19 protein-coding genes and 2 tRNA genes are annotated in these 18927 nt (G+C 63.3%); 11 read left to right on the top strand and 10 right to left on the bottom strand.

Translation table 11 applies throughout. The annotated features are described in order from the left end of the window. Window positions 1-26: 26 nt before the first annotated feature. Window positions 27-1211 carry a flavin-containing monooxygenase gene (locus NKH22_RS27835; RefSeq protein WP_023695547.1) on the bottom strand — a complete coding sequence of 395 codons (1185 nt, stop codon included), beginning with the start codon at window positions 1209-1211 and terminating at the stop codon, window positions 27-29. Window positions 1212-1384: 173 nt separating this feature from the next. On the opposite strand from NKH22_RS27835, the gene NKH22_RS27830 reads away from it, so the two are divergent. Together NKH22_RS27830 and NKH22_RS27825 are read left to right on the top strand one after the other, a co-directional pair. Then, the gene (locus tag NKH22_RS27830) at window positions 1385-1690 is read left to right on the top strand and encodes an ETC complex I subunit (RefSeq protein ID WP_023670294.1); all 306 of its coding nucleotides are present in this window, start codon (window positions 1385-1387) and stop codon (window positions 1688-1690) included. Between the two features lie 60 nt (window positions 1691-1750). Beyond that, window positions 1751-1827, top strand: a tRNA-Arg gene (locus NKH22_RS27825). Between the two features lie 20 nt (window positions 1828-1847). Here NKH22_RS27825 and NKH22_RS27820 read toward each other — a convergent pair. After that, a tRNA-Cys gene (locus NKH22_RS27820) sits at window positions 1848-1921 on the bottom strand. 130 nt (window positions 1922-2051) lie between these two features. Here NKH22_RS27820 and NKH22_RS27815 point away from each other — a divergent pair. Beyond that, entirely contained in the window at window positions 2052-2387 is a 336-nt protein-coding gene (locus NKH22_RS27815; protein WP_031198108.1) for an antibiotic biosynthesis monooxygenase family protein, read from the top strand. Continuing rightward, the gene (locus NKH22_RS27810; protein ID WP_023821297.1) at window positions 2387-3277 is read left to right on the top strand and encodes an alpha/beta fold hydrolase; all 891 of its coding nucleotides are present in this window, start codon (window positions 2387-2389) and stop codon (window positions 3275-3277) included. The genes NKH22_RS27815 and NKH22_RS27810 overlap by 1 nt, the downstream gene beginning before the upstream one ends. A 46-nt stretch (window positions 3278-3323) precedes the next feature. Here NKH22_RS27810 and NKH22_RS27805 read toward each other — a convergent pair whose 3' ends face one another. The 6 genes from NKH22_RS27805 to NKH22_RS27780 form a co-directional block, all read right to left on the bottom strand. Continuing rightward, window positions 3324-3938 (bottom strand): LysE family translocator, encoded by a 615-nt coding sequence (locus NKH22_RS27805; RefSeq protein ID WP_245259945.1) that lies wholly within the window; start codon window positions 3936-3938, stop codon window positions 3324-3326. 107 nt (window positions 3939-4045) lie between these two features. Continuing rightward, complete coding sequence (locus NKH22_RS27800) at window positions 4046-4852, bottom strand: ABC transporter permease (protein WP_023695543.1); 807 nt, start codon at window positions 4850-4852, stop codon at window positions 4046-4048. Continuing rightward, complete coding sequence (locus NKH22_RS27795) at window positions 4852-5685, bottom strand: ABC transporter permease (protein ID WP_023670301.1); 834 nt, start codon at window positions 5683-5685, stop codon at window positions 4852-4854. Before NKH22_RS27795 ends, NKH22_RS27800 begins: the two co-directional genes overlap by 1 nt. A 21-nt stretch (window positions 5686-5706) precedes the next feature. After that, window positions 5707-6822, bottom strand: coding sequence for an ABC transporter substrate-binding protein (locus tag NKH22_RS27790; RefSeq protein WP_023727815.1), 1116 nt, complete (start codon window positions 6820-6822; stop codon window positions 5707-5709). Window positions 6823-6905: 83 nt separating this feature from the next. Continuing rightward, a complete protein-coding gene (locus NKH22_RS27785) occupies window positions 6906-7997 on the bottom strand; it encodes an ABC transporter ATP-binding protein (RefSeq protein WP_352805511.1) in 1092 nt (363 codons plus the stop codon). A 103-nt stretch (window positions 7998-8100) separates the two neighbouring features. Beyond that, window positions 8101-8997 carry a LysR substrate-binding domain-containing protein gene (locus NKH22_RS27780; protein WP_023684774.1) on the bottom strand — a complete coding sequence of 299 codons (897 nt, stop codon included), beginning with the start codon at window positions 8995-8997 and terminating at the stop codon, window positions 8101-8103. Window positions 8998-9080: 83 nt separating this feature from the next. Between NKH22_RS27780 and NKH22_RS27775 the strand changes: the two genes are divergently transcribed. Continuing rightward, entirely contained in the window at window positions 9081-10682 is a 1602-nt protein-coding gene (locus tag NKH22_RS27775; protein ID WP_352911861.1) for a zinc-binding metallopeptidase family protein, read from the top strand. A gap of 14 nt (window positions 10683-10696) precedes the next feature. Next, window positions 10697-11629 (top strand): dimethylarginine dimethylaminohydrolase family protein, encoded by a 933-nt coding sequence (locus NKH22_RS27770; RefSeq protein WP_352805507.1) that lies wholly within the window; start codon window positions 10697-10699, stop codon window positions 11627-11629. 323 nt (window positions 11630-11952) lie between these two features. Here NKH22_RS27770 and NKH22_RS27765 read toward each other — a convergent pair whose 3' ends face one another. Then, window positions 11953-12114 (bottom strand): FCD domain-containing protein, encoded by a 162-nt coding sequence (locus NKH22_RS27765; RefSeq protein WP_023752549.1) that lies wholly within the window; start codon window positions 12112-12114, stop codon window positions 11953-11955. A 233-nt stretch (window positions 12115-12347) separates the two neighbouring features. After that, window positions 12348-13439: a cytochrome c gene (locus tag NKH22_RS27760; protein WP_352911859.1), complete on the bottom strand. Its 1092-nt coding sequence runs from the start codon at window positions 13437-13439 to the stop codon at window positions 12348-12350. Window positions 13440-13933: 494 nt separating this feature from the next. Between NKH22_RS27760 and NKH22_RS27755 the strand changes: the two genes are divergently transcribed. The 5 genes from NKH22_RS27755 to NKH22_RS27735 all read left to right on the top strand — a co-directional run bounded on the left by NKH22_RS27755 (window position 13934) and on the right by NKH22_RS27735 (window position 18924). Beyond that, window positions 13934-15496 (top strand): DUF2778 domain-containing protein, encoded by a 1563-nt coding sequence (locus tag NKH22_RS27755; RefSeq protein WP_502908607.1) that lies wholly within the window; start codon window positions 13934-13936, stop codon window positions 15494-15496. A gap of 195 nt (window positions 15497-15691) precedes the next feature. Beyond that, window positions 15692-16477: a ThuA domain-containing protein gene (locus NKH22_RS27750; protein ID WP_352911853.1), complete on the top strand. Its 786-nt coding sequence runs from the start codon at window positions 15692-15694 to the stop codon at window positions 16475-16477. Between the two features lie 103 nt (window positions 16478-16580). Beyond that, the gene (locus NKH22_RS27745; RefSeq protein ID WP_352911850.1) at window positions 16581-17639 is read left to right on the top strand and encodes a Gfo/Idh/MocA family protein; all 1059 of its coding nucleotides are present in this window, start codon (window positions 16581-16583) and stop codon (window positions 17637-17639) included. A gap of 21 nt (window positions 17640-17660) precedes the next feature. Further along, window positions 17661-18062: a GFA family protein gene (locus tag NKH22_RS27740; protein ID WP_023715108.1), complete on the top strand. Its 402-nt coding sequence runs from the start codon at window positions 17661-17663 to the stop codon at window positions 18060-18062. A 196-nt stretch (window positions 18063-18258) separates the two neighbouring features. Then, window positions 18259-18924 carry a hypothetical protein gene (locus tag NKH22_RS27735; protein WP_023670314.1) on the top strand — a complete coding sequence of 222 codons (666 nt, stop codon included), beginning with the start codon at window positions 18259-18261 and terminating at the stop codon, window positions 18922-18924. The last annotated feature ends 3 nt before the right edge of the window (window positions 18925-18927 follow it).

The following is an 18927-nucleotide window of genomic DNA, read 5'->3' as shown; positions in this document are numbered from 1 at the left end:
GACCCTGTCGCGCAACCCCTAAAACATCAAACGGGGCTTGGCGGTATGCGCTCCCGCGCAATCCTGGCTGCGATCGCCTTGGCCTGGATGCGAGCATTGGCGAAGCAGCCACGGATGCTTGGCCGCATGCCGGTGAACCACAGGCCCGGCAGTTTCGGGTCGCTGTCGGCGCCGTTGAACAGCGGCACGCCCTTTTGGTCGAGCACGCCGAGCTTGCCCAGCATGGCCTCGAGCCCGGTGCGGTAGCCGGTCGCGGCGATGACGATATCGGGCTGGATCGTCGCGCCATCGTCGAAAACGACCGTGTCGCCGGTAAATTCCCGCACGGTTGGCAGCACGATGATCCTGCGGTCCTTGATGGCATCGACGGCGCCGTCATCGGTGGCGATGGCGGTATAATCCGACGCCAGCCGGCTTGCGCCGCCCGAAGGCGTCGGCGGCAGGCCGTAGGCCGTGAGGTCGCCGAAGGCCCATCGCTGCGTCGCCGCCATCACCGCATCGGCGAGCTTGAACGGCAGCCGCGCCAGGATCGGCGAAAATCGGTGGACGGCGATCTGGCCGAGGCGCTTGGGCAGCAGTGCCGGACCGTTGCGCGCCGACAGCCAGATCTGTCCCGCGTCGGCTGCCACCAGGTGATTGAGCACGTCGAAGCCGGAATTGCCGGCGCCGACGACCAGCACTTTCTTGCCCGCATAGGCCTTGGCGTTACCGAATGCGGCCGAATGGATGATGCGTCCGGCAAAGGCCTTCATGCCTTTCCAGGCCGGGATGAAGGGCTGCCGGTCGCGCCCGGTGGCGATGACGACATGGCGCGCCAGCCGCGGCCCGGCACTGGTCCGCACAAGCCAGTGGTCGCCCTCGAAGCCAATCTCCTCGACCGCGATGCCGAACTCGACCGGCAGCCGGTGCATGGCGTGGAATTCGTTCAAATGGCCGATGATGGTGTTTCGGTGCGGAAAGGCAGGGGTGCCGGCAGGAAAGGAAACGCCCGGCAGCGCCGAAAGGTCGCGATGCGTGTTGAGATGCAGTCGCTCGTGCCGCCCGTGCCATGGCTCGGCCAGCCGGGCTTCCTTTTCCAACACCATCACAGGCACGCCGGTCTTGAGCAGCGCATGGGCTGCGGTCAAGCCGGCTGCCCCGGCGCCGATCACGATCGCGCCGTCGAAAATCGCTTGGCTGTCGGCCTCGGCGTGCAAAATCCCTGCGTCCATGCCTCTTTGTGTCGCCATCATGACCATGACTTTTGATGCTACGCCAGTGTATCGGGCCGATGCCGCTGCCGAAGCGGCCTGGTTGCAGGCCGCTTCGGCCTTGCCGTCGGCAGTGTTGCACAGTATTGACTGAAATAAGGCGGCGCTACCGCCAACGCAGCTACGAGGTGCCCATGTCCGCGCGAATTTTCAGCCCAGCCAAAACCGCGATGCAGTCCGGCAAGGCCAAGACCGGCCATTGGGTGCTGGAATTCGATCCCGCCCAACGCAAGAAGATCGACCCGCTGATGGGCTACACCACATCGGGCGACATGCTGAGCCAGATCAGGCTGACCTTCGACACCAGGGAAGAAGCGGTGGCCTATGCCGAAAAGCAGGGGCTGGCCTTCCGTGTCGAGGAGCCGAAAGAGACCAAGCGCCGGCAGATTTCCTATGCGGAAAATTTCCGCTATGACCGCAGGATACCCTGGACGCATTGACCGGCGGTCAGCGCCTGGCACATAGACACCAGCCGGCCAAGATATCAAATGCCGGCCAGCGGTCCCGTAGCTCAGCTGGATAGAGCACCGGCCTTCTAAGCCGATGGTCACAGGTTCGAATCCTGTCGGGATCGCCAACAACTTCAAAGAGATAGTGTGGAGGCCTGAGTGGGAATTGAACCCACTACGTCGGTTTTGCAGACCGATGCGTCACCGTCCCGCCCTCAGACCATGGCTCCTTGTGCATTGACCGCGACAGCTAGTCAACTTGGCCGGCCTCTGCTCGCAGGTTCGGACCGCGATCCGGCTGCCACCAGTCGAGATGTTCGGAACGCGGCTCGCGTTCAGGCGTTTGTTGCTGATGGCACCGACAACCCCGACCATTGCGCGCATCTGGCGCGGCAGGACCTTGCCCGACAAGGCCGACGCCTATGAGCGCTACAACTACGAGGTCGGTATCAAGCCGCTGATCGAGAAAGCGCTGGGCGTGCAGACTTTTCGCGAGGACACGCCGACGCATTCGGAATTCATCACCATCTCCTATTGGGAGAGCGTCGAGGCGATGGCCGCCTTTACCGGCGGCGATCCGCAAAGCATCCACCATCTCGACCGCGACAAGGAGTTCCTGATCGAATTGCCGAAGGGTGTCCAGGTGCTGCGAATCCGTTCCAGCCACGGAATGGTTGGCGGCAGCTGATGTTTGCGGGCTTTGACGCCAGGACCGTTCAAATGGAGGAGACATCGATCTTCGTCAGGGCCGGTGGCTCAGGGCCGCCGCTGCTGCTCCTGCATGGCTTTCCCGAAACGCATGTTATGTGGCGGGACATCGCCGTGGCATTGGCGCCGCACTTCAGCGTGGTTGCCGCCGATCTGAGAGGCTACGGACAAAGCGCCTGTCCGGCTTCCGGAGCCAATCATGCCGCCTATTCCAAACGAGCGATGGCGCGCGACATGGTGCAGGTTATGGACGTTCTCGGTTTCGACCGTTTCATGGTTGCCGGCCACGACCGTGGCGGTCGCGTCGCCTACCGGCTGGCGCTCGACCATCCCGAAACCGTGTCGAAAGTCGCCGTTCTCGACATCGTCCCCACGGCCTCCGCCTGGGATCGGGCCGATGCCAGGTTGGCGCTGGCCTTCTGGCCGTGGAGCCTGCTCGCCCAGCCGGAACCGCTGCCTGAGCGCCTGTTGTCCGCAGCACCCGACGCAGTTGTCGACAATGCGATCGCCGGCTGGGGCTCGGCTCCAGATGTTTTTCCCGCTGAGGTCAGGGCCGCCTATATCGAGGCGCTGCGTGATCCCGCCCATGCCCACGCCATCTGCGAGGAATATCGCGCCGCCGCAGGCATCGACCGCGAGCACGACGCGCAGGACCAGGCTAATGGCTGTCGCATCAGATGCCCGCTGCTTGCGCTCTGGAGCGGCGAGGGCGGGTTGGAGAACTGGTATGCGGAGGAGGGCGGCCCGTTGGCGATCTGGCGGCAATGGGCTGATAACGTCGGAGGCGGCTCGGTCAAGGGTGGGCATTTCTTCCCGGAAGAGCACCCCGAAGACACGGCTGCAAGGCTGTCGAGATTCTTCGCAAGCTGACTGCGGGCCGATTGCTAAAATCCGGGCCTGTGTGTTCCTGTGTCGACTATCTCAGATGGCCGAGGGATTGCAGGATCAAAGTGCTCGAAAGACCAAGCAGGGCGATACCGTAAAACCGGTCGATCCACACGGCGTTTGGCCCAGCCAGAAGCCTTGCAGCCCGCGCGCCAAGGGCTGCGTAAAACGTCAGCACAAACACATCGGCAAGCGCGGCGATAATGGCCAGGATGCCATACTGGATCGCGATCGGCTCATCCACGCGGACAAAATGCGGCAGGATCGCGGGGAAAAGCAGCCAGGCCGCCGGATTTGTGACCGCCACCAGGAAGCAGCGCCCAATGAGTGCCTTGGCTGAATGGCGTGTTTCGGGAAGGTTAGGGTTGAACGAAGGTCGGGATGCGGCGCGCAGGGTACCGATGGCGACGAAAAGCAGATAGCCCGCGCCGAACATCCTGAGAGCCGAGAGATAGAATTCCGAAGCCAGCAGAAGAGCGCCGAAGCCCAGCGCGACGATGCTGATAAGAACGAAATCAGACAGTACGACGCCGGCCATGCCGAGAAACGCGCGTCGAAAACCGTAGCGGGAGCCGTTGGTGATGGCGAGCACGACGTCCGGTCCCGGAACCGCCATTCCGAGCACCGACACGAAGGCAAATGTCACCAGCGGCAGGTTTCCCATGACGCCGCGTAATGTACCCGGCGCTCACCGTCCGTAACGCCCTTCACACAGCGGCTTGGCTATCGCCGATTGTTGTTGGCCACCTTGGCTCAGTGCCCGCCGCGCATCTTCACCACCACAGTCCTCACCGCCAGCACCAGCACAGTGATGATGATCAGGATCACCGAGAGCGCGGCGATCGCCGGGTCGATGTTGTCGCGCAGGCCCATCCACATCAGCCGCGGCAGCGTGATGGCGTTGACCGAGGTGATGAACAGGGTGACGCCGATCTCTTCCCAGGACAGCACGAAGGACAGCAGCGCGGCGGTGACGATGCCGAACTTGATGTTGGGCATGATGATGCGCGTGGCGCGTTCCCACACGCCGGCGCCAAGGCCGCGCGCGGCAAGGTCGATGCGGCGGTCGAGCTGGCTGAGCGAGACCAGGATCAGCACCGTGGCGAAAGGCACCGTCATCACCGAATGCGCCATGGCGACGCCGAGCCAGGTGTCGTAGCCGAAGAACGAGCTCATGCCCGAGATCGACGTCAGCAGGAAGTAGAGCGTGATCGCCGAGACCACCGGCGGCACCACCATCGGCAACAGCACGAAGCCGACAAGGGTGGCCGTGAAGCGCGGCTGGAACATCCAGACGCCAAGGCTGAAGCACAGCGCCAGCACGGTCGAGATGACGCTGCTGACGATGCCGATGCGGACCGACAGCAGGATGGCGTCGAGCCAGCGCGGATCCTCGATCAGCGCGCGGTAGTGGCGCAGCGACAGTTCGCCCGTCGGCATAGCCAGCATGCGGCTTGGCGTCAGCGACACCGGGATGACCGCCAGCAGCGGCAGCAGCAGGAACAGCGCCACCAGCACGGCGAGGATCAGCGAGACGGGACCGGGGCGATAGGTCGGCATCAGATCAGCTGCTTCGGTCTGACATAGCGGAACAGCAGCGCCATGAGCGCGCCGACGAACAGCACCAGCACGACGCTGATCGCCGCACCCAGTCCCCAGTCGGGGCTTTGGAATATCCTGAGGTAGATCAGCTCGGCGATCATCACGCTGCGGCCGCCGCCGAGGATCGCCGGCGTGACGAAGAAGCCGAGCGAGAAGACGAACACGATCATCGCCGAACCGATGATGCCGGAGCGCGTCATCGGCACGAACACGGTCCAGAAGGTGCGCATGCGGCTGGAGCCGAGCCCGCGCGCCGCGAGCAGCACGCGCTCGTCGAGGCTGCGCATGGCGGAGGCCAGCGGGAACACCGCGAATGGGATCAAAAAATGCGTCATACCGACGATGACGCCGAACTCGTTGCGCACCAGCGCCAGCGGCTCGGAGATGAAGCCGATCGATTGCAGCCAGGTGTTGATCAGGCCGCGGTTGGACAAAAGCGCCACCCAGCCGAAGGCGCGGGTCAGCACCGAGATCCAGAAGGGGACGAGAATGCAGAATTCAGCGATTATGCGCTGTGCCGGGCTGCCGCGCACCCACACCATGGTGATGGCGTATGCCGCCGCCACGGAAACCACGGTGACGATCAGCGCGATGCGCAGCGTGCGGATGAACACAGACTGCACCAGGGCATCGGTGGCGAGCGCGCCATACTGGCCGAGCCCCGGTGTCGGCAAGGTGACGCTCCACTTGACGACGCCGAGGAACGGCCAGGCGTAGGCCAGCACAAGGAACAGCAGCAGCGGCGCCATCAGCACCGCCGCGCCCATCCTGTCGGAGAGGGTGCCTCTCATCGAAGCTCGTGCCCGGCCTGGTCAGGCCGAGATGATCTTGGTGTATTCGTCGAGTGCTGCCCCGTAATTCTTGGCGTACCAGTCCATGTCGAGCGCGATCTGCTTCTTCATGTTTTCGGGATCGACCGGGTTGATGCGCTTCTTGTCGGCGGGGATCAGCGCATCGGCGGCCGGATTGGCCGGACCCTGTCCGAGCTTGTCGAACATCACCAGTTGCTTCTCCGGATCCTGGGCGCTGGCGATGAACTTCATCGCTGCGTCCTTGCCGCCGGGGTTGCCCTTGAGCACGGCCAGCGCGCCGGGCGAAATCAGGCCCTGATCCCAGATGAACTTGATCTTGCCGCCCGAGTCCTGCTCGATCAGCGAGGCGCGGGTCGACCACACGATCGCCATCGAGGCTTCGCCGTTGAGCAGCACGCTCTGGCTCTCGGCGCCGCCGCCCCAGTAAGCCACGACGTTTTCCTTGAAGGCGGCGATCTTGTCATGCGCGCGCTTCAGGTCGAGCGGGTAGAGCGAGGTCGGCGCGATGCCGTCTGCGAGAAGTGCGGCTTCCCAACTCGACACGCCCCATTTGTAGAGCGAGCGCTTGCCCGGAAACTTCTTCACGTCGAAGAAGTCGGCCATGCCGGTCGGCGCGTCCTTGCCGTATTTCTCGGAATCATAGGCGATGACATAGGAGAAGAAATAGGTCGACGCCGCGTATTCCCAGCCGAACCCCTCGCGCATCTTCTTCTTGTCGACGACGGCGTAGTCGATCGGCTCGAGCGCACCCTGCGCGCCGAGCGTGATGGCCGAGAACGGGTCGACGTCGACAAGGTCCCAGGTCGGCGCGCCGCTCTTGAACTGTGCGGCAATCGCGCCTTCGGTCGGGCCCGAACCGTCCATCTTGACGGCGATGCCGGTCTCCTTAGTGAAGGCCTGGCCATAGGCGGCGTCATAAGCGGTGAGGGCATCGCCACCCCAGTTGACCAGCACCAGTTCCTTGGCCTGCGCAAACGCGCCGGTCGAGCGCAGCAGCATCGGCGTGCCGGCCAGCACGAAGGCTGCAAGCTGGGTGAATTGCCGGCGCGAAATCTCGCCGCGCACAGCCCGGGCGGATAGCGCGTCCATGGCTTGTTTTTTGCTTTGGTCTGTCATTTTAGTTCCCCTTTTTCGTTGTTGGTTCCGGTGGTTATGGCGCGCTCCAGATTCTTTGCTGGAAGACTTCGCCGTTCTCGTCGTCATCCTCCGTCCGGAAGGAGGAAACCCTTTTCCGCCGGCCAGGTCAGCCAGACGGAATTGCCTTTGCTCAGCGCCGCCGCCGCGACCTCGTTCGGCACCGAGACGGTCACCTTGGCGCCCTGGCGCGTCGTCAGATCGAGTTTGGTCGCCGCACCCAGATAGGTCGAGCCGATTGCGGTGGCGGCAATGCCGTTCTCGCCGGCGGCGGCTTCGCGCGCGATCGACATATGTTCGGGCCGGATCGCCAATATGGCGTTGCCGTTCACCGCCTCGGCATTGCCGCGCAGCGTGATCGCGCGGTCTTCGCAGAGCGCGGTGGCGCCATTGTCGGCGCGCTTCACGCCCTTGAGCGGCAGCATGTTGATCTCGCCCAGGAACTCAGCGACGAAACGATTGGCCGGCCGGTCATACACCTCGTCCGGTGCACCGACCTGCAGCAATTTGCCATGGTTGAAGATGGCGACGCGCGACGACAGCGCCAGCGCCTCGCTCTGGTCGTGGGTAACGAAGACGAAGGTGGTGCCGGTCTCCTGATGCAGCCGCTTCATTTCGGCCTGCATCTGGCCGCGCAGGCCCTTGTCCAGTGCCGAGAAGGGTTCGTCGAGGAGCAGCACGCCGGGTTCGAACACCAGCGCGCGCGCCAGTGCCACGCGCTGCTGCTGGCCGCCGGAAAGCTGCGCCGGCAGTTTCGTCTCATGGCCCTTCAGCCCGACGCGCTCGATCATCTCGGCGACGCGGCGTTTGATCTCGGAGGCCGATTTCTTGCGCACCTTGAGCGGGAAGGCGATGTTGGCCTCGACCGACATATGCGGAAACAGCGCATAGCCTTGGAACACCATGCCGGCGGCGCGCTGTTCGGCCGGCCGCTCGGTGATGTCGATGCCGTCGCTGAAAAGCTTGCCGGCGGTCGGTTGCACGAAGCCGGCGAGGATCATCAGGAATGTGGTCTTGCCCGAGCCGGAGGGACCGAGCAGCGTCAAAAACTCGCCGCGGCCGATATTGAGCGTCAGGTCGTCCAGCGCCCGGAACGAGCCGAAGCTCTTGCCGATCCCGATTGCCTTGATCTCTGCGGCCCGGCCGGGTTGCTGCATCCTGCCTCTTCCTTGGTCGTGGCTTGAGCGTAGGGCAGGGCCCCGGCTCACCGCAACCGAATAGTTTTCGCCTGATCGGCAAATTTGATTCACGGATGGGAGGCTAGTACGGGCTGATCCGGTTCTCCGACAGCTTCGACCTCAACCACCCATTGAATGCTTCCAGCACCGGGTGGCTGGCCTTGGCATGTTCCGACACCAGGAAATACGAGCGCGGCGAGGGGATCGCGATATCGAAGGGGCGCACCAGACGGCCTTCGCTCAGCGCCCGGCGGCTGGTCAACTCGTCGCCCATGGCGATGCCCTGGCCGGCGATCGCCGCGGAAAAAACGAGGTTCATGTCCGAGAAGAAGATGCCGCCTTCGGTGTCGGGGTTTTCCACCTTGGACAGCGCCAACCAGCGCGCCCAGTCCTCGGTGTCGCCGAGATGCAGGAGATTGGCGCGCAGCACGTCGGCCGGTTTTGAAAAGCCGCCGACCTTGTTGAGCAGTGTCGGGCTGCAAAGTGGCGTGAACGAGATTTCGCACAGCAACTCCACCGAGCGGTTCGGCCAGTTGCCGACGCCGAAGGCAATGAAGGCATCGGCGTCCGGATTGCTGACATCGTCCAGCCGCCGCGGCGTCAGGATCGACAGCGCCACGTCTGGATACATCTGCCGGAACTCGCCGATGTGCGTGCACAGGAACAGAGAGGCGAAGCCCGGCGTGCAGGAAACGGCGAACGAACCGCCGACGCCCGTGCCGGCCTGGCGCGTCACCGCATCGCCGAGCACCGTCAGCGCCTTTCTCACATCGGCGGCATAGCGCTGGCCGCGCGGTGTCAGCGCCACGCCCTTGCCGATGCGCTCCAGCAGGTCGAAGCCGAGGTCGCGTTCGAGCAGCCGCAACTGATGGCTGACGGCGCTGCGGGTCAAATGCAGTTCATCGGCTGCGCGCCAGACACTGCCGTGACGGGCAAAACTGTCGAGGGCGCGCAGCGCCTGTGTGGAAGGTATTCGCAAGAGGCCTCAGGTGAACCGAATTTGCATGAACCGGAAAAACATATCACTTTTTGCAATGCCGCTTCACTGCTTTCTTGGGCCGCATGGAGAAACCGGTGACGACCTCGGCGCAAGCCACCGCGCTTGCCTGTCTCGATAGCATCCAGCCGTCGCTGTCGGCGTGGACGCGCACCATTTTCGATTTCGGCGAAACAGCCTGGCGCGAATACCAGTCGGCGGCCTGGTATGTCGCGCGGCTGAAGCATGAGGGCTTTTCGGTCGAGGAAGGGTCGGCCGGCATGCCGACCGCCTTTTGCGCCCACTGGACGAACGGCCCGGGGCCGACCATCGGCATGTACGGCGAATACGACGCCGTGCCCGGCAACTGCCAGGACGCGGCAACGGTGAAGCGATCGCGGCCGGGCCTCGGCAGCGAGGCCGGCGGCCACACCGATCCTCATTCCGGGCTTGGCATTGCCGGCCTCGGCGGACTTCTCGCCACCAAGGCGGCAATGCAACGCCACGGCATCGAGGGGACGTTGCGCTTCACCGGCGAGCCGGCCGAGAAGGTCAGGGGCTCGAAGCCGATCCATGCGGCCAAGGGCTACTATGACGGCCTTGCCGGCATGATCTCCTTCCACCCCTTCTATATGCTGCCGCTCTGCAACACGGCGCGCTGGGACACGCATTGCGGCGCGGCCTACGCGATGATCTACCGTTTTGTCTGCGACGAACCCGAAAACTGGGTTCGCGCAAGCGATGGCGCGCCGATCCCGCAGGCGCATTCGGCGGTGCGGGCGCCCGGTGCCAATGACGCGCTGATGGCGATGTACATGACCTCCAAGGCGCTGCGCGATTCCATGCTGCCTCACCAGGGCGGCTGGTCGATCAGCGAGGCGATCCTCACCGCCGGGCAGGCGACCGCCGACAATCTGCCGGCGGGGCTGGCCGAGATCCAGTACATGATCCGCGTGCCGACCATTGCCATGGCAGAGCAGGTCACCGCGGTGCTCGACCGTAATGCGGCCGCGGCCGCGGCGATCAGCGGTTGTCGCTATGAGCGCCATTGGGTGTCGAAGTCGAGGCCGGGCCTCGCCAATCACGCCATGGCGGGGATTGCCTATGAGGCGCTGTCCACCGTTGGCGCTCCGAGCTGGGACGACGCGGCGAAAGCGATCGGTCGCGAGGTCCAGGTCAATGCCGGCGGCACCGCGACCGACAACCCTTTCATCGACGAGATGGAGCGGCTGGTTGCGCCGCAAGAGGCCGAGGCAATCCTGCGCCGCGATTTGCCTCCGTGGCAGATCAACTCGACCTCCGACGACTACACCGACATGTCGTGGCACACGCCGACCGCACGCTTCTATGTCGCCCGCCCGGCGCTGCGCTCGGCGAATGGCCATGCCTATCCATCCTGGGCGATGAACGCGCTGGGCGGTATCTCGGCCACCATCGACCCGATGGTCATTTGCGCCGCCAAGACGGTTGCGCTTGCAGCCCTCCGCCTGCTCGAGGACAAGGCCGCGCGCGATGCGGCCATGGACGAATTCGTCACCCGCACCGGCGGCGGCATTGGTGGCTCCAACTGGATCGCGCCGCTTTGCGACTATGACCCGCCGATCAATTTCCGCTGGCCGGAATATGTCACCACCGCGCGGGGGCGCGATTGGTGGATTCCGAGCAGCCAACCCAATCAAGCTGCATAATCGAGGAGAACCTTATGACCGTCCATGACCGCATCGTCGCCGAACCGTTCTCGCTGCAGCGCCGCAATCCCGCCGGCGGCACCAAGCCGCTGACATCATGGGGCTTTGCCAACGAGACCGACGTGCTGACAGACGTGTTGCTCGGCTCGCCAAACTTCCTGCGCCACCTCTCGACCAGCTCGCTCTCGCGCAAGCATTTGCGCGAAGCGCCCTGCAACGTTCAGATCGCCCAAGCGCAGCACAAGGACCTCGTCGCCGCCTATGAGCATTTCGGCGTCAAAATCCACTGGCACGAGCCGACGCCGGAACTGCCGATGCAGGTCTATTCCAGAGACTCCAGCGTCATGACGCCCTACGGCGCCTTCATCACCGCCATGGCCAATTGGTGGCGGCGCGGCGAGAACTATGCCGCCATCCGCACCTATGAAAAGCTCGGCATCCCCATCTACGACATGGTCACGGCTGGCACCTTCGAAGGCGGCGACTTCAACGTCATCGAGGAGGGCGTGGTGCTGATCGGCTGCGGCGGCGCCCGGACGCAGGAAGAGGGCGCCCGCCAGGTGCAGGACTGGTTCGAAAAGGAAGGCTGGGAAACGCGCCTCGCCTTCATCGACGAATATTACGTCCATATCGACCTGATGGTGGTGCCGATCGCCGAGAAGCTCACCGCGGTGTGCCTCGCCTGCACCGAGCCCGGCATCGTCGACTGGCTGAAGGGCAAGGGCCACGAGATCATCGACGTGCCCTTCCAGGACACGATGGCGCTCGGCTGCAACTTCATGTCGCTGGGCAAGGACAGGGTCATCGCGCCGACGTCGAGCCAGTCGCTGATCGGCCAGCTCAAGGCACGCGGCTTCGAGGTTGCTGCCGTCGACATGAGCGAGATTTCCAAGACCGGCGGCGGCATTCACTGCATGGCGCAGGCGCTCAAGCGCGAGCCGGCGTAAGGGCACGAATTGCCGCCGGGACCTGTAACGGACTGCTGCCAGATTTGACAAAACAGGCCCGGCAGAGGAAATTGATGCCGTTAGAGGAGGGATTCTGTGAAGAAAACTTACGAAAAGCCGAGTCTGGCCAAAGCCGGCAAACTCGGATCGCTGGTCGCTTCAAACCCGTCGAAGCCCGCCCCCTGAGCGCAACCAGCCGCTGAGGCCGAAATTCGGTCGTCCTGGTTTTCGACGACCGGATCGCGCTGTATGATTGAAGGGAGCCCGCCGGCTTTGAACGGCGGGCTTTTTGCTTTGCTCCAGAGCGCTGCCGCGTCTGCCGGCTAGTCCAATCTGCCCGAACCTGAATTGAACTTGCGCCGGGCGTTTTCCAGATGCGCCCGCATCGCTTGGCCGGCCGCTTCCGGGTCGCGGCGCTCGATCGCCTCGAACACCGCCTGGTGGCCGGCAAAACTCGTGCGGTTTTCGATCTCCGTATTGGCCACGTGGATGCGCTGATTGATCAGCCATTCGACCTAGCCGTTGATTTTGAAACGAAGCCAGCTTCCCCAAAAGATCATGCCCAAAGCCATAGCGCGAAGACCACATGCGCGCCGTTCCCGCCCGCCCGGCGATCAGGGAGTGGCTGGCGTGAGATGGCCGCGCTGACGACGGAACGAGATCGCCTCGTCTGGCCGGCCGGACTCGCGACGGCGTGGTCCGGCCGGAGTTCCATCTGCTATGCGGGTATCAATACGGCGATGCGATGCACGCCGACCTCCTTGCTTGTATTCGTCGCTTCATCGGTCTTGCCCTTGGAGCAGGTGTACATATCACCCGTCTTGAGCTTGAATTCCTTGTCCGCTTTCTTGATCGTGAATGCACCTGAGGTAATGGTGCACACCATGTCGTTGTCCATCACGGTTTGAGGAGCATGTGCTCCGGGCTGAAACACAACGTCGATAATTGCGATGCTCTTGTAGGCGGGAATGTCTGCATTGCCGGTGCCGACCTCCACCACCCTGACACCGGGCGCAATCTCCTTGCCCTCTTTCGGGCCGTATTTCTTGATTTTTGCCGATGCCGCCAAGGTGAACAAAGGCGCTACCGCGGCGGTCGTCAGACCGAGGGCAATTGCAGACCTGCGATTCATGGTTTTCATTGCATCCTCCCGATGCTCGTCATGCATGGATATGCACGATCCTCGATATATTAGCACAAACGAATTTACTTGTATGCAAAGTGGCTGTGGCGCAGGCCAGCAAGGAAATGCTCCGCCGGATAATGTTGCTTCACTGTACCTTTTGCCGGAATTTCGAATGACAGGTCGAGCAATCCTGCAGGATGAGATGCAGGATATGCTCCGCCGGCAGTTTGGTCGGATCGACTTCAACGGCGCTCGGCCGCTGCCGAGCAGGCTGCCGCCGCCCATCGCCAGGCCGGTGCCCATGCGCATGTCATCGGTGATGACGGCCGGCGCGCTTTCGGCCTTGGCGGCCAGAGCGTCGGCCAGCGTTCCGATATGATTTGCCAGGGCCTCGAATTCGGCCCGTGACTGATCGATCTCCAGCCTGGCCTGCGAAGGCGGTCCAAGCGAGCCGCTCGGAAATTCGGCAATCAGGGCAGGGCGGGTGCGCGCGCGCAGCGTGTCCGCTGCCGCCTTGAAGGCTGCCGCGTCATAGGCTTGCCTGCGGTCGAACATGCCGGCAATGGTTTTCGCAGCCGCCGCCATCTCCTTCATCGACGCCTGGCGGGCCGTGACGATCGGTCCGCTGCCGACGGAGGCGCCCACCGTAAGGGCACAGACCAGCCACAGCAGCGCCGCTTTCACAGTCCATCTCACGGCGCCATGTCCTTGCCCCATCCATCCGTGCTCAGCCAGCCGCAGCAGGGGTTCGACCTGCAGTCGGATTCTTCGGTCGTGATGCCGGTTCTCATCGGTAAATTTCCGTCGCCGGAGGTCTCCGTCTCTGAGCAGATAGACCTTCCAGCCGCCGGAAGGTCAACTGATTGAGAAGGCCGATCAGCGGGCAATCAGCACAGGCTTGCAGCAGGCTGACGCAGCGTTTCCTTGACTTGGATCGCAAAAACGGGCAGCAAGGCGGGGGTGAGGGAGAGCATTCTACCGTGGCGCAGACCATGGAGTGCTCTTTTTTTCGTATCAGGCGCCGCATAATCGGTGGCTGATGGAGGGATTGGTTAACCAACTTTGTCCATCTTTTGATTCAATCGGCAACAGACGCGAAAGGTGCAGGGGGCACCAGCGAACTGTGGATGTCACGGATGCGAGGGTCGCAAGCCTGCATGCCGATTGAGAGTGGTTGTATGGCGTTTTTGCGTTTGAAAGACCGGGGCGATACTCCTGAACGGGGTTTGACTTCGAAGAGATCCGGCCAGCGCTGGGTGGTGGTGCCGGTTGTCGGCGCGGCCTTGGCGCTGTGGTCGGTGGCAACTATGGCCGGCCTCTGTTCGCTCGGTACCTCGCTCACCGCAGCCTCCAACAGCCTTCCGCACAGTCTGCTTCTGCCGAACGCAGCACTTGCCGATTCGCGCCGCAGCCTCGCCAATTCGTGGGCGCCTCGGCTTTCGGCGCAAAAATCACAGGCCTCGCTGCTCAGCCAATGCGACGCCGGCTGCGCGCATGCCGCCGCGAACTTCGCGCATGACGGCAAGATGGCGCGGCTGAAGCCGGCCGCGCACGCTGTGGCCCCGAGCAGTGTCGCCTCAAACATTGCGCCAAACACCAGCGTCGCTCTCGCCACTTCGCGCGGCATGCGCTTCGACGGCGTGGTGGCCAAGGCAGAGCTGTCGCCGCAAAAGCTGGCTGCCGCCTTCGCCAAGGCCTCGAATGCGCCCTTCATGCTTGCCAGCCTTCCGGTCGCTGCCCGTTTCGCCGAAGTCCGGCTGCCCGATCAGCATGGCCCGGCCTCGGAACGCTTTGGGCCGGAAGTGGCTGAGATCGAACGCTCATCGCGCCTGGCGCTGGCGCTGGCCAACAGCTTGCCGGAAGACGCTGACATGCTGGCCCCGCCGCCGGCCGTTGAAGCAATCGCCGGAGGGCAGGATCCTGAGCAGGCCGAGGTTCAGGTCGCTTCGCTGCCGCCGCAGGACGATCTGCCCGACAACATTGCGTTGCCCGGTTGGCGTCCACGCGCCGAAACCGCTCAGCCTGCCGAGGCTCGGCAAGCCAGCAAGCCCAGGGCAGCCAAGCCACAGACCGACAGGACGCCCGAGAGCCCCGCACCCCAGTCGCCGGGCAATTCGTCGCCGCGCTCGCCACGCAGTACTTCGGAGGTCGCCGCACTGCCTGGCGTGCCAGACAGCCAGAGCATCCAATCAAGCCGGATCAAGCCTGGCAAACGGTCGAAGACACAGGCCGGCGAGATGCTGGCCTATGCCAAGCCGGACGTCCCGGCGGGCGGTGTCGGTCGCGCCTTCAAGGATCTGTTCGCCACGCCCGGAATGGGCGGCGGCGTCGCCGTGTACGATATCTCGGCCAAGACCGTCTATATGCCGGACGGCTCGCGGCTGGAGGCCCATTCGGGGCTGGGTTCGATGGTCGACCAGCCGCGCTTCGTGCACAAGAAGAATGTCGGCCCGACGCCGCCCAACACCTATGATCTGCGACTGCGCGAATCCCGCTTCCATGGCGTCGAGGCGCTCCGTCTCACTCCCGTCAGCGGCGGCAATAAATACGGCCGCGACGGCCTGCTCGCCCACACCTACATGCTGCGCGGCGGCCGTGCGGAATCCAATGGCTGCGTCGTCTTCAAGGACTACGCCCGCTTCCTTGCCGCCTACAAGAAGGGCAAGATCAAGCGCCTCGTCGTCGTGCCGCGCCTGACCAAGCCGCTGACGCGGGTCGCTCAGGAAGGCCGGGGAGCGTAAGGCAGTAGGCAGTAGGCAGTAGGCAGTAGGCAGTAGGCAGTAGGCAGTAGGCAGTAGGCAGTAGGGCCCAGGAGCGTCCATCGCCTGTTCCTTGTTTTTCTGCCCCTATTGCCTATTCCCCACTGCCTATTCCCTTTTCACCCCCAGGCAGACTATGAGTGACCCCTGCGGGTCGGCTTCACCACGAGGACATCCATGACAATACGCGCTGTCGTTTGGGGCGAGAACATCCATGAGCGGACCAATGAGGTGGTCGCAGCCCTCTATCCCGAGGGCATGCACACGACCATCGCCAAGGCGCTGAATGCCGACAAGGCGATCTCCGCCTCGACCGCCACGCTCGAGCAGCCGGAGCACGGCCTGCCGGCCGACCGTCTGGCCGAGACCGACGTGCTGGTCTGGTGGGGCCACAAGGATCATGGCGCGGTGGCCGACGAGATCGTCGAGCGCGTCGCCCGCCGCGTTTGGGAGGGGATGGGGCTGATCGTTCTCCATTCCGGCCATTTCTCGAAAATCTTCAAGCGGCTGATGGGCACGCCCTGCACGCTGAAATGGCGCGAGGCGGGCGAGCGCGAGCGGCTTTGGGTGACCAGTCCCAGCCATCCGATCGCCGAGGGCGTCGGCGAATATTTCGAGCTCGAGAATGAAGAAATGTATGGCGAGCAGTTCGTCGTGCCCGAACCTCTGGAGACCGTCTTCATCTCCTGGTTCCAGGGCGGCGAGGTGTTCCGTTCTGGGCTGACCTATCGCCGCGGCGCCGGCAATGTCTTCTACTTCCGCCCGGGCCACGAGACCTATCCGACCTATCACGACGCCAATGTGCACAAGGTGCTGCGCAATGCGGTGAAGTGGGCGCACAATCCGCAGGGCACCAAGTCGGCGATCCTCGAGGCGCCGAACGTGCCGGTCGAGAAGGCGCTGGAGCCGATCGTCGAGCGCGGCGGCAAGCTGCACGCTTCGGGCGAGGCCGGCTTCCGCTAAAGCAAAATCCAGGAAAAAAGGCGTAGCGGTTTTCCGCATGGGTTTCCTAGACCGTATCTGCGCCATATGATTGAATCGAACCAATTCGCTCGGAGTGCAGAGAATGCGGCTTTTGATACTGGGTACCGGCTGGATGGCGCAGGAGCATGCCCGCCGTTTCGGCGGCATCGACGGCGTCGAGATCGTCGGTGCTGTCGACGTCGATGAAAAGCGCGTGGGCGAATTCGCCGACGGGTTCAAGATACCGAAGCGATTCACATCGCTGGAAGACGCGCTGGCGTGGGGCGAGTTCGATGCGGTCGCCAACGTCACGCCGGACCGCATTCACCACCCGACCACCATGGCGTTGATCGCGGCCGGCAAGCCGGTGCTGTGCGAAAAGCCGCTGGCCGAAGACTTCGGCAAGGCAAGCGAGATGGCCAAAGCGGCTGAGGCGGCCGGCATCGTCAACATGGTCAATCTCACCTATCGCAATGTCGCTGCCTTGCAGAAGGCGCGGCAGATGGTGCTGGTCGGCGAGATCGGCACCGTCCGCCACGTCGAGTCCTCCTATCTGCAGAGCTGGCTGGTCTCGAAATTCTGGGGCGACTGGCGCACCGACCCGAAATGGCTGTGGCGGCTGTCGCGCGACCACGGCTCCAACGGCGTGCTCGGCGATGTCGGCATCCACATCCTCGATTTCGCCAGCTATGGCGCCGCACTCGACATCGACCACGTGTTTTGCCGGCTGCGCACCTTCGACAAGGCGCCAGGCAACCGCATCGGCGAATACGACCTCGACGCCAATGACAGCTTCGCCATGACGCTGGATTTCTCCAACGGCGCCTTTGGCGTCGTTCACGCCAGCCGCTGGGCGACCGGCCACATCAACGAATTGCGCCTGCGCATCTATGGCGACAAGGGCGGCATCGAAGTCGTGCACAATCTCGAGGGTTCGGAACTGAAGGCGTGTGTCGGCGAGGATATCGAGAACGCCAAATGGCAGGTGCTCGACGCCGGCACGGTGCCGACCAATTACCAGCGCTTCGTCGATGCGGTTCGCAGCGGCGTGCAGGCCGAGCCTTCATTCCACCATGCCGCCGAACTGCAGAAGGTGCTGGATCTAGCCATGGTTTCGGAACAGAAGCGGACGGAACTGAGGGCCAGCACCGATACGCAGTGATGTGAAGGGGAGGAAGAAACAATGGTCACGCGCCGCGCGCAATGTCTCTGCGGCCAGCTTTCAGCCGTCTGTTCGGGCGAGCCGGTGCGCATCTCGGTCTGCCATTGCCTCGACTGCAAGCGCCGCACCGGCAGCGCCTTCAGCTACAATGTCCGGTTTGCGCAAGCTGATGTATCGATCGAGGGGCGGGCGAAGCAGTTCACGCGCGCCGGCGACGAGGGCGGCCGCGTCATCTACAATTTCTGTCCGGAGTGCGGCGCCGCCGTCCACTATCGCATCGACACGCAGCCCGGTGTGATCGCCATTCCCGTCGGCGCCTTCGCCGACCCGTCGTTTCCGCCGCCCTTCCAGTCTTTTTACCACGAAAGCCGTCGCTGTGAGTGGGTCGAGATCAATGCCGAGCCGCTGGCGACGTTCGACTGAAGGCCGCTTTTTGGATACCCGGAACCGTCCGCACGCTCCGCGCCTTCAAGAGGGCATCGCCCCTGATTGCCATTGCCGGGCCGTTAGCCATCGCGCTCGGCTGCCCCATGAATAGGCATAAGTCAAGACGAATCCGGCTTGCGGCCCGATTGCTGACATGCTTACCTGACGGCATGTGTTCAATGGGGGTATATGGATGGCTAAGGAATCTTCGAATTCCGCTTCTTCAGAAAAGAAGGCGGACGTAAATCTGATAGGTAACACAGAAGGAAACGGGCTGAACTTCATGGGAGTTCAGGCCCGCGAAAACGGAACCGCCGGCGACGCCGTCGGTGTCGACAAGATCCGTGACCTGCTGTTCGGCAACCAGATGCAGGACTATGACCGCCGCTTTTCCAAGCTTGAAGAACGGGTGTTGCAGCGCTTCAAGGATGTTGAATCCGAGGCCAAGCGCAATCTCGAAATGTACGAGTCGAATGCAAAGAAGCAGATCGATTCGCTTGCAGGGCAATTGCGGAGCGAAAAAGATTCACGAGCCGATGCCGACAAGGAGATCGACCGGAATCTTCGCGAGCAAAACCAGGCTCTTGAAAAGCAGGTGCGCACGTTGTCGGATCAGTTAAGCGCGCTCGAGCGCGATGTTTCGGACCGGATAAATCGAAACGATCATTTGCTGCGTGAGGAAATCAAGCAGAAGAATGAAGGCGTTCAGATGCTGATCGAGAAGATGTTTGCCGACCTCAGCAACGTCAAGACCGACCGAAATCTTTTGGCTGGCCTGTTTGTCGAGGTTGCAAAGTGTCTCAATCAGGATCCCGTCGGGAGCAAGAGCAACTCGGACCGTAGCTGGAAAGTGAGTTGATGG

Origin of the sequence: Mesorhizobium sp. M1252, from assembly GCF_040318265.1 — a bacterium.
GTDB lineage: Bacteria > Pseudomonadota > Alphaproteobacteria > Rhizobiales > Rhizobiaceae > Mesorhizobium.
This window is presented reverse-complemented; position numbering and strand designations above follow the sequence as displayed.

Excerpts from the sequence above, each read along its gene's own strand:
- NKH22_RS27755 (WP_502908607.1), top strand. The coding sequence starts at position 13,934 with ATGGCGTTTTTGCGTTTGAAAGACCGGGGCGATACTCCTGAACGGGGT.
- NKH22_RS27740 (WP_023715108.1), top strand. The coding sequence starts at position 17,661 with ATGGTCACGCGCCGCGCGCAATGTCTCTGCGGCCAGCTTTCAGCCGTC.
- NKH22_RS27815 (WP_031198108.1), top strand. The coding sequence starts at position 2,052 with ATGGCACCGACAACCCCGACCATTGCGCGCATCTGGCGCGGCAGGACC.
- NKH22_RS27795 (WP_023670301.1), bottom strand. The coding sequence starts at position 5,685 with ATGAGAGGCACCCTCTCCGACAGGATGGGCGCGGCGGTGCTGATGGCG.
- NKH22_RS27775 (WP_352911861.1), top strand. The coding sequence starts at position 9,081 with ATGGAGAAACCGGTGACGACCTCGGCGCAAGCCACCGCGCTTGCCTGT.
- NKH22_RS27770 (WP_352805507.1), top strand. The coding sequence starts at position 10,697 with ATGACCGTCCATGACCGCATCGTCGCCGAACCGTTCTCGCTGCAGCGC.
- NKH22_RS27835 (WP_023695547.1), bottom strand. The coding sequence starts at position 1,211 with ATGGACGCAGGGATTTTGCACGCCGAGGCCGACAGCCAAGCGATTTTC.
- NKH22_RS27800 (WP_023695543.1), bottom strand. The coding sequence starts at position 4,852 with ATGCCGACCTATCGCCCCGGTCCCGTCTCGCTGATCCTCGCCGTGCTG.
- NKH22_RS27830 (WP_023670294.1), top strand. The coding sequence starts at position 1,385 with ATGTCCGCGCGAATTTTCAGCCCAGCCAAAACCGCGATGCAGTCCGGC.
- NKH22_RS27750 (WP_352911853.1), top strand. The coding sequence starts at position 15,692 with ATGACAATACGCGCTGTCGTTTGGGGCGAGAACATCCATGAGCGGACC.
- NKH22_RS27735 (WP_023670314.1), top strand. The coding sequence starts at position 18,259 with ATGGCTAAGGAATCTTCGAATTCCGCTTCTTCAGAAAAGAAGGCGGAC.
- NKH22_RS27785 (WP_352805511.1), bottom strand. The coding sequence starts at position 7,997 with ATGCAGCAACCCGGCCGGGCCGCAGAGATCAAGGCAATCGGGATCGGC.
- NKH22_RS27790 (WP_023727815.1), bottom strand. The coding sequence starts at position 6,822 with ATGACAGACCAAAGCAAAAAACAAGCCATGGACGCGCTATCCGCCCGG.
- NKH22_RS27810 (WP_023821297.1), top strand. The coding sequence starts at position 2,387 with ATGTTTGCGGGCTTTGACGCCAGGACCGTTCAAATGGAGGAGACATCG.
- NKH22_RS27745 (WP_352911850.1), top strand. The coding sequence starts at position 16,581 with ATGCGGCTTTTGATACTGGGTACCGGCTGGATGGCGCAGGAGCATGCC.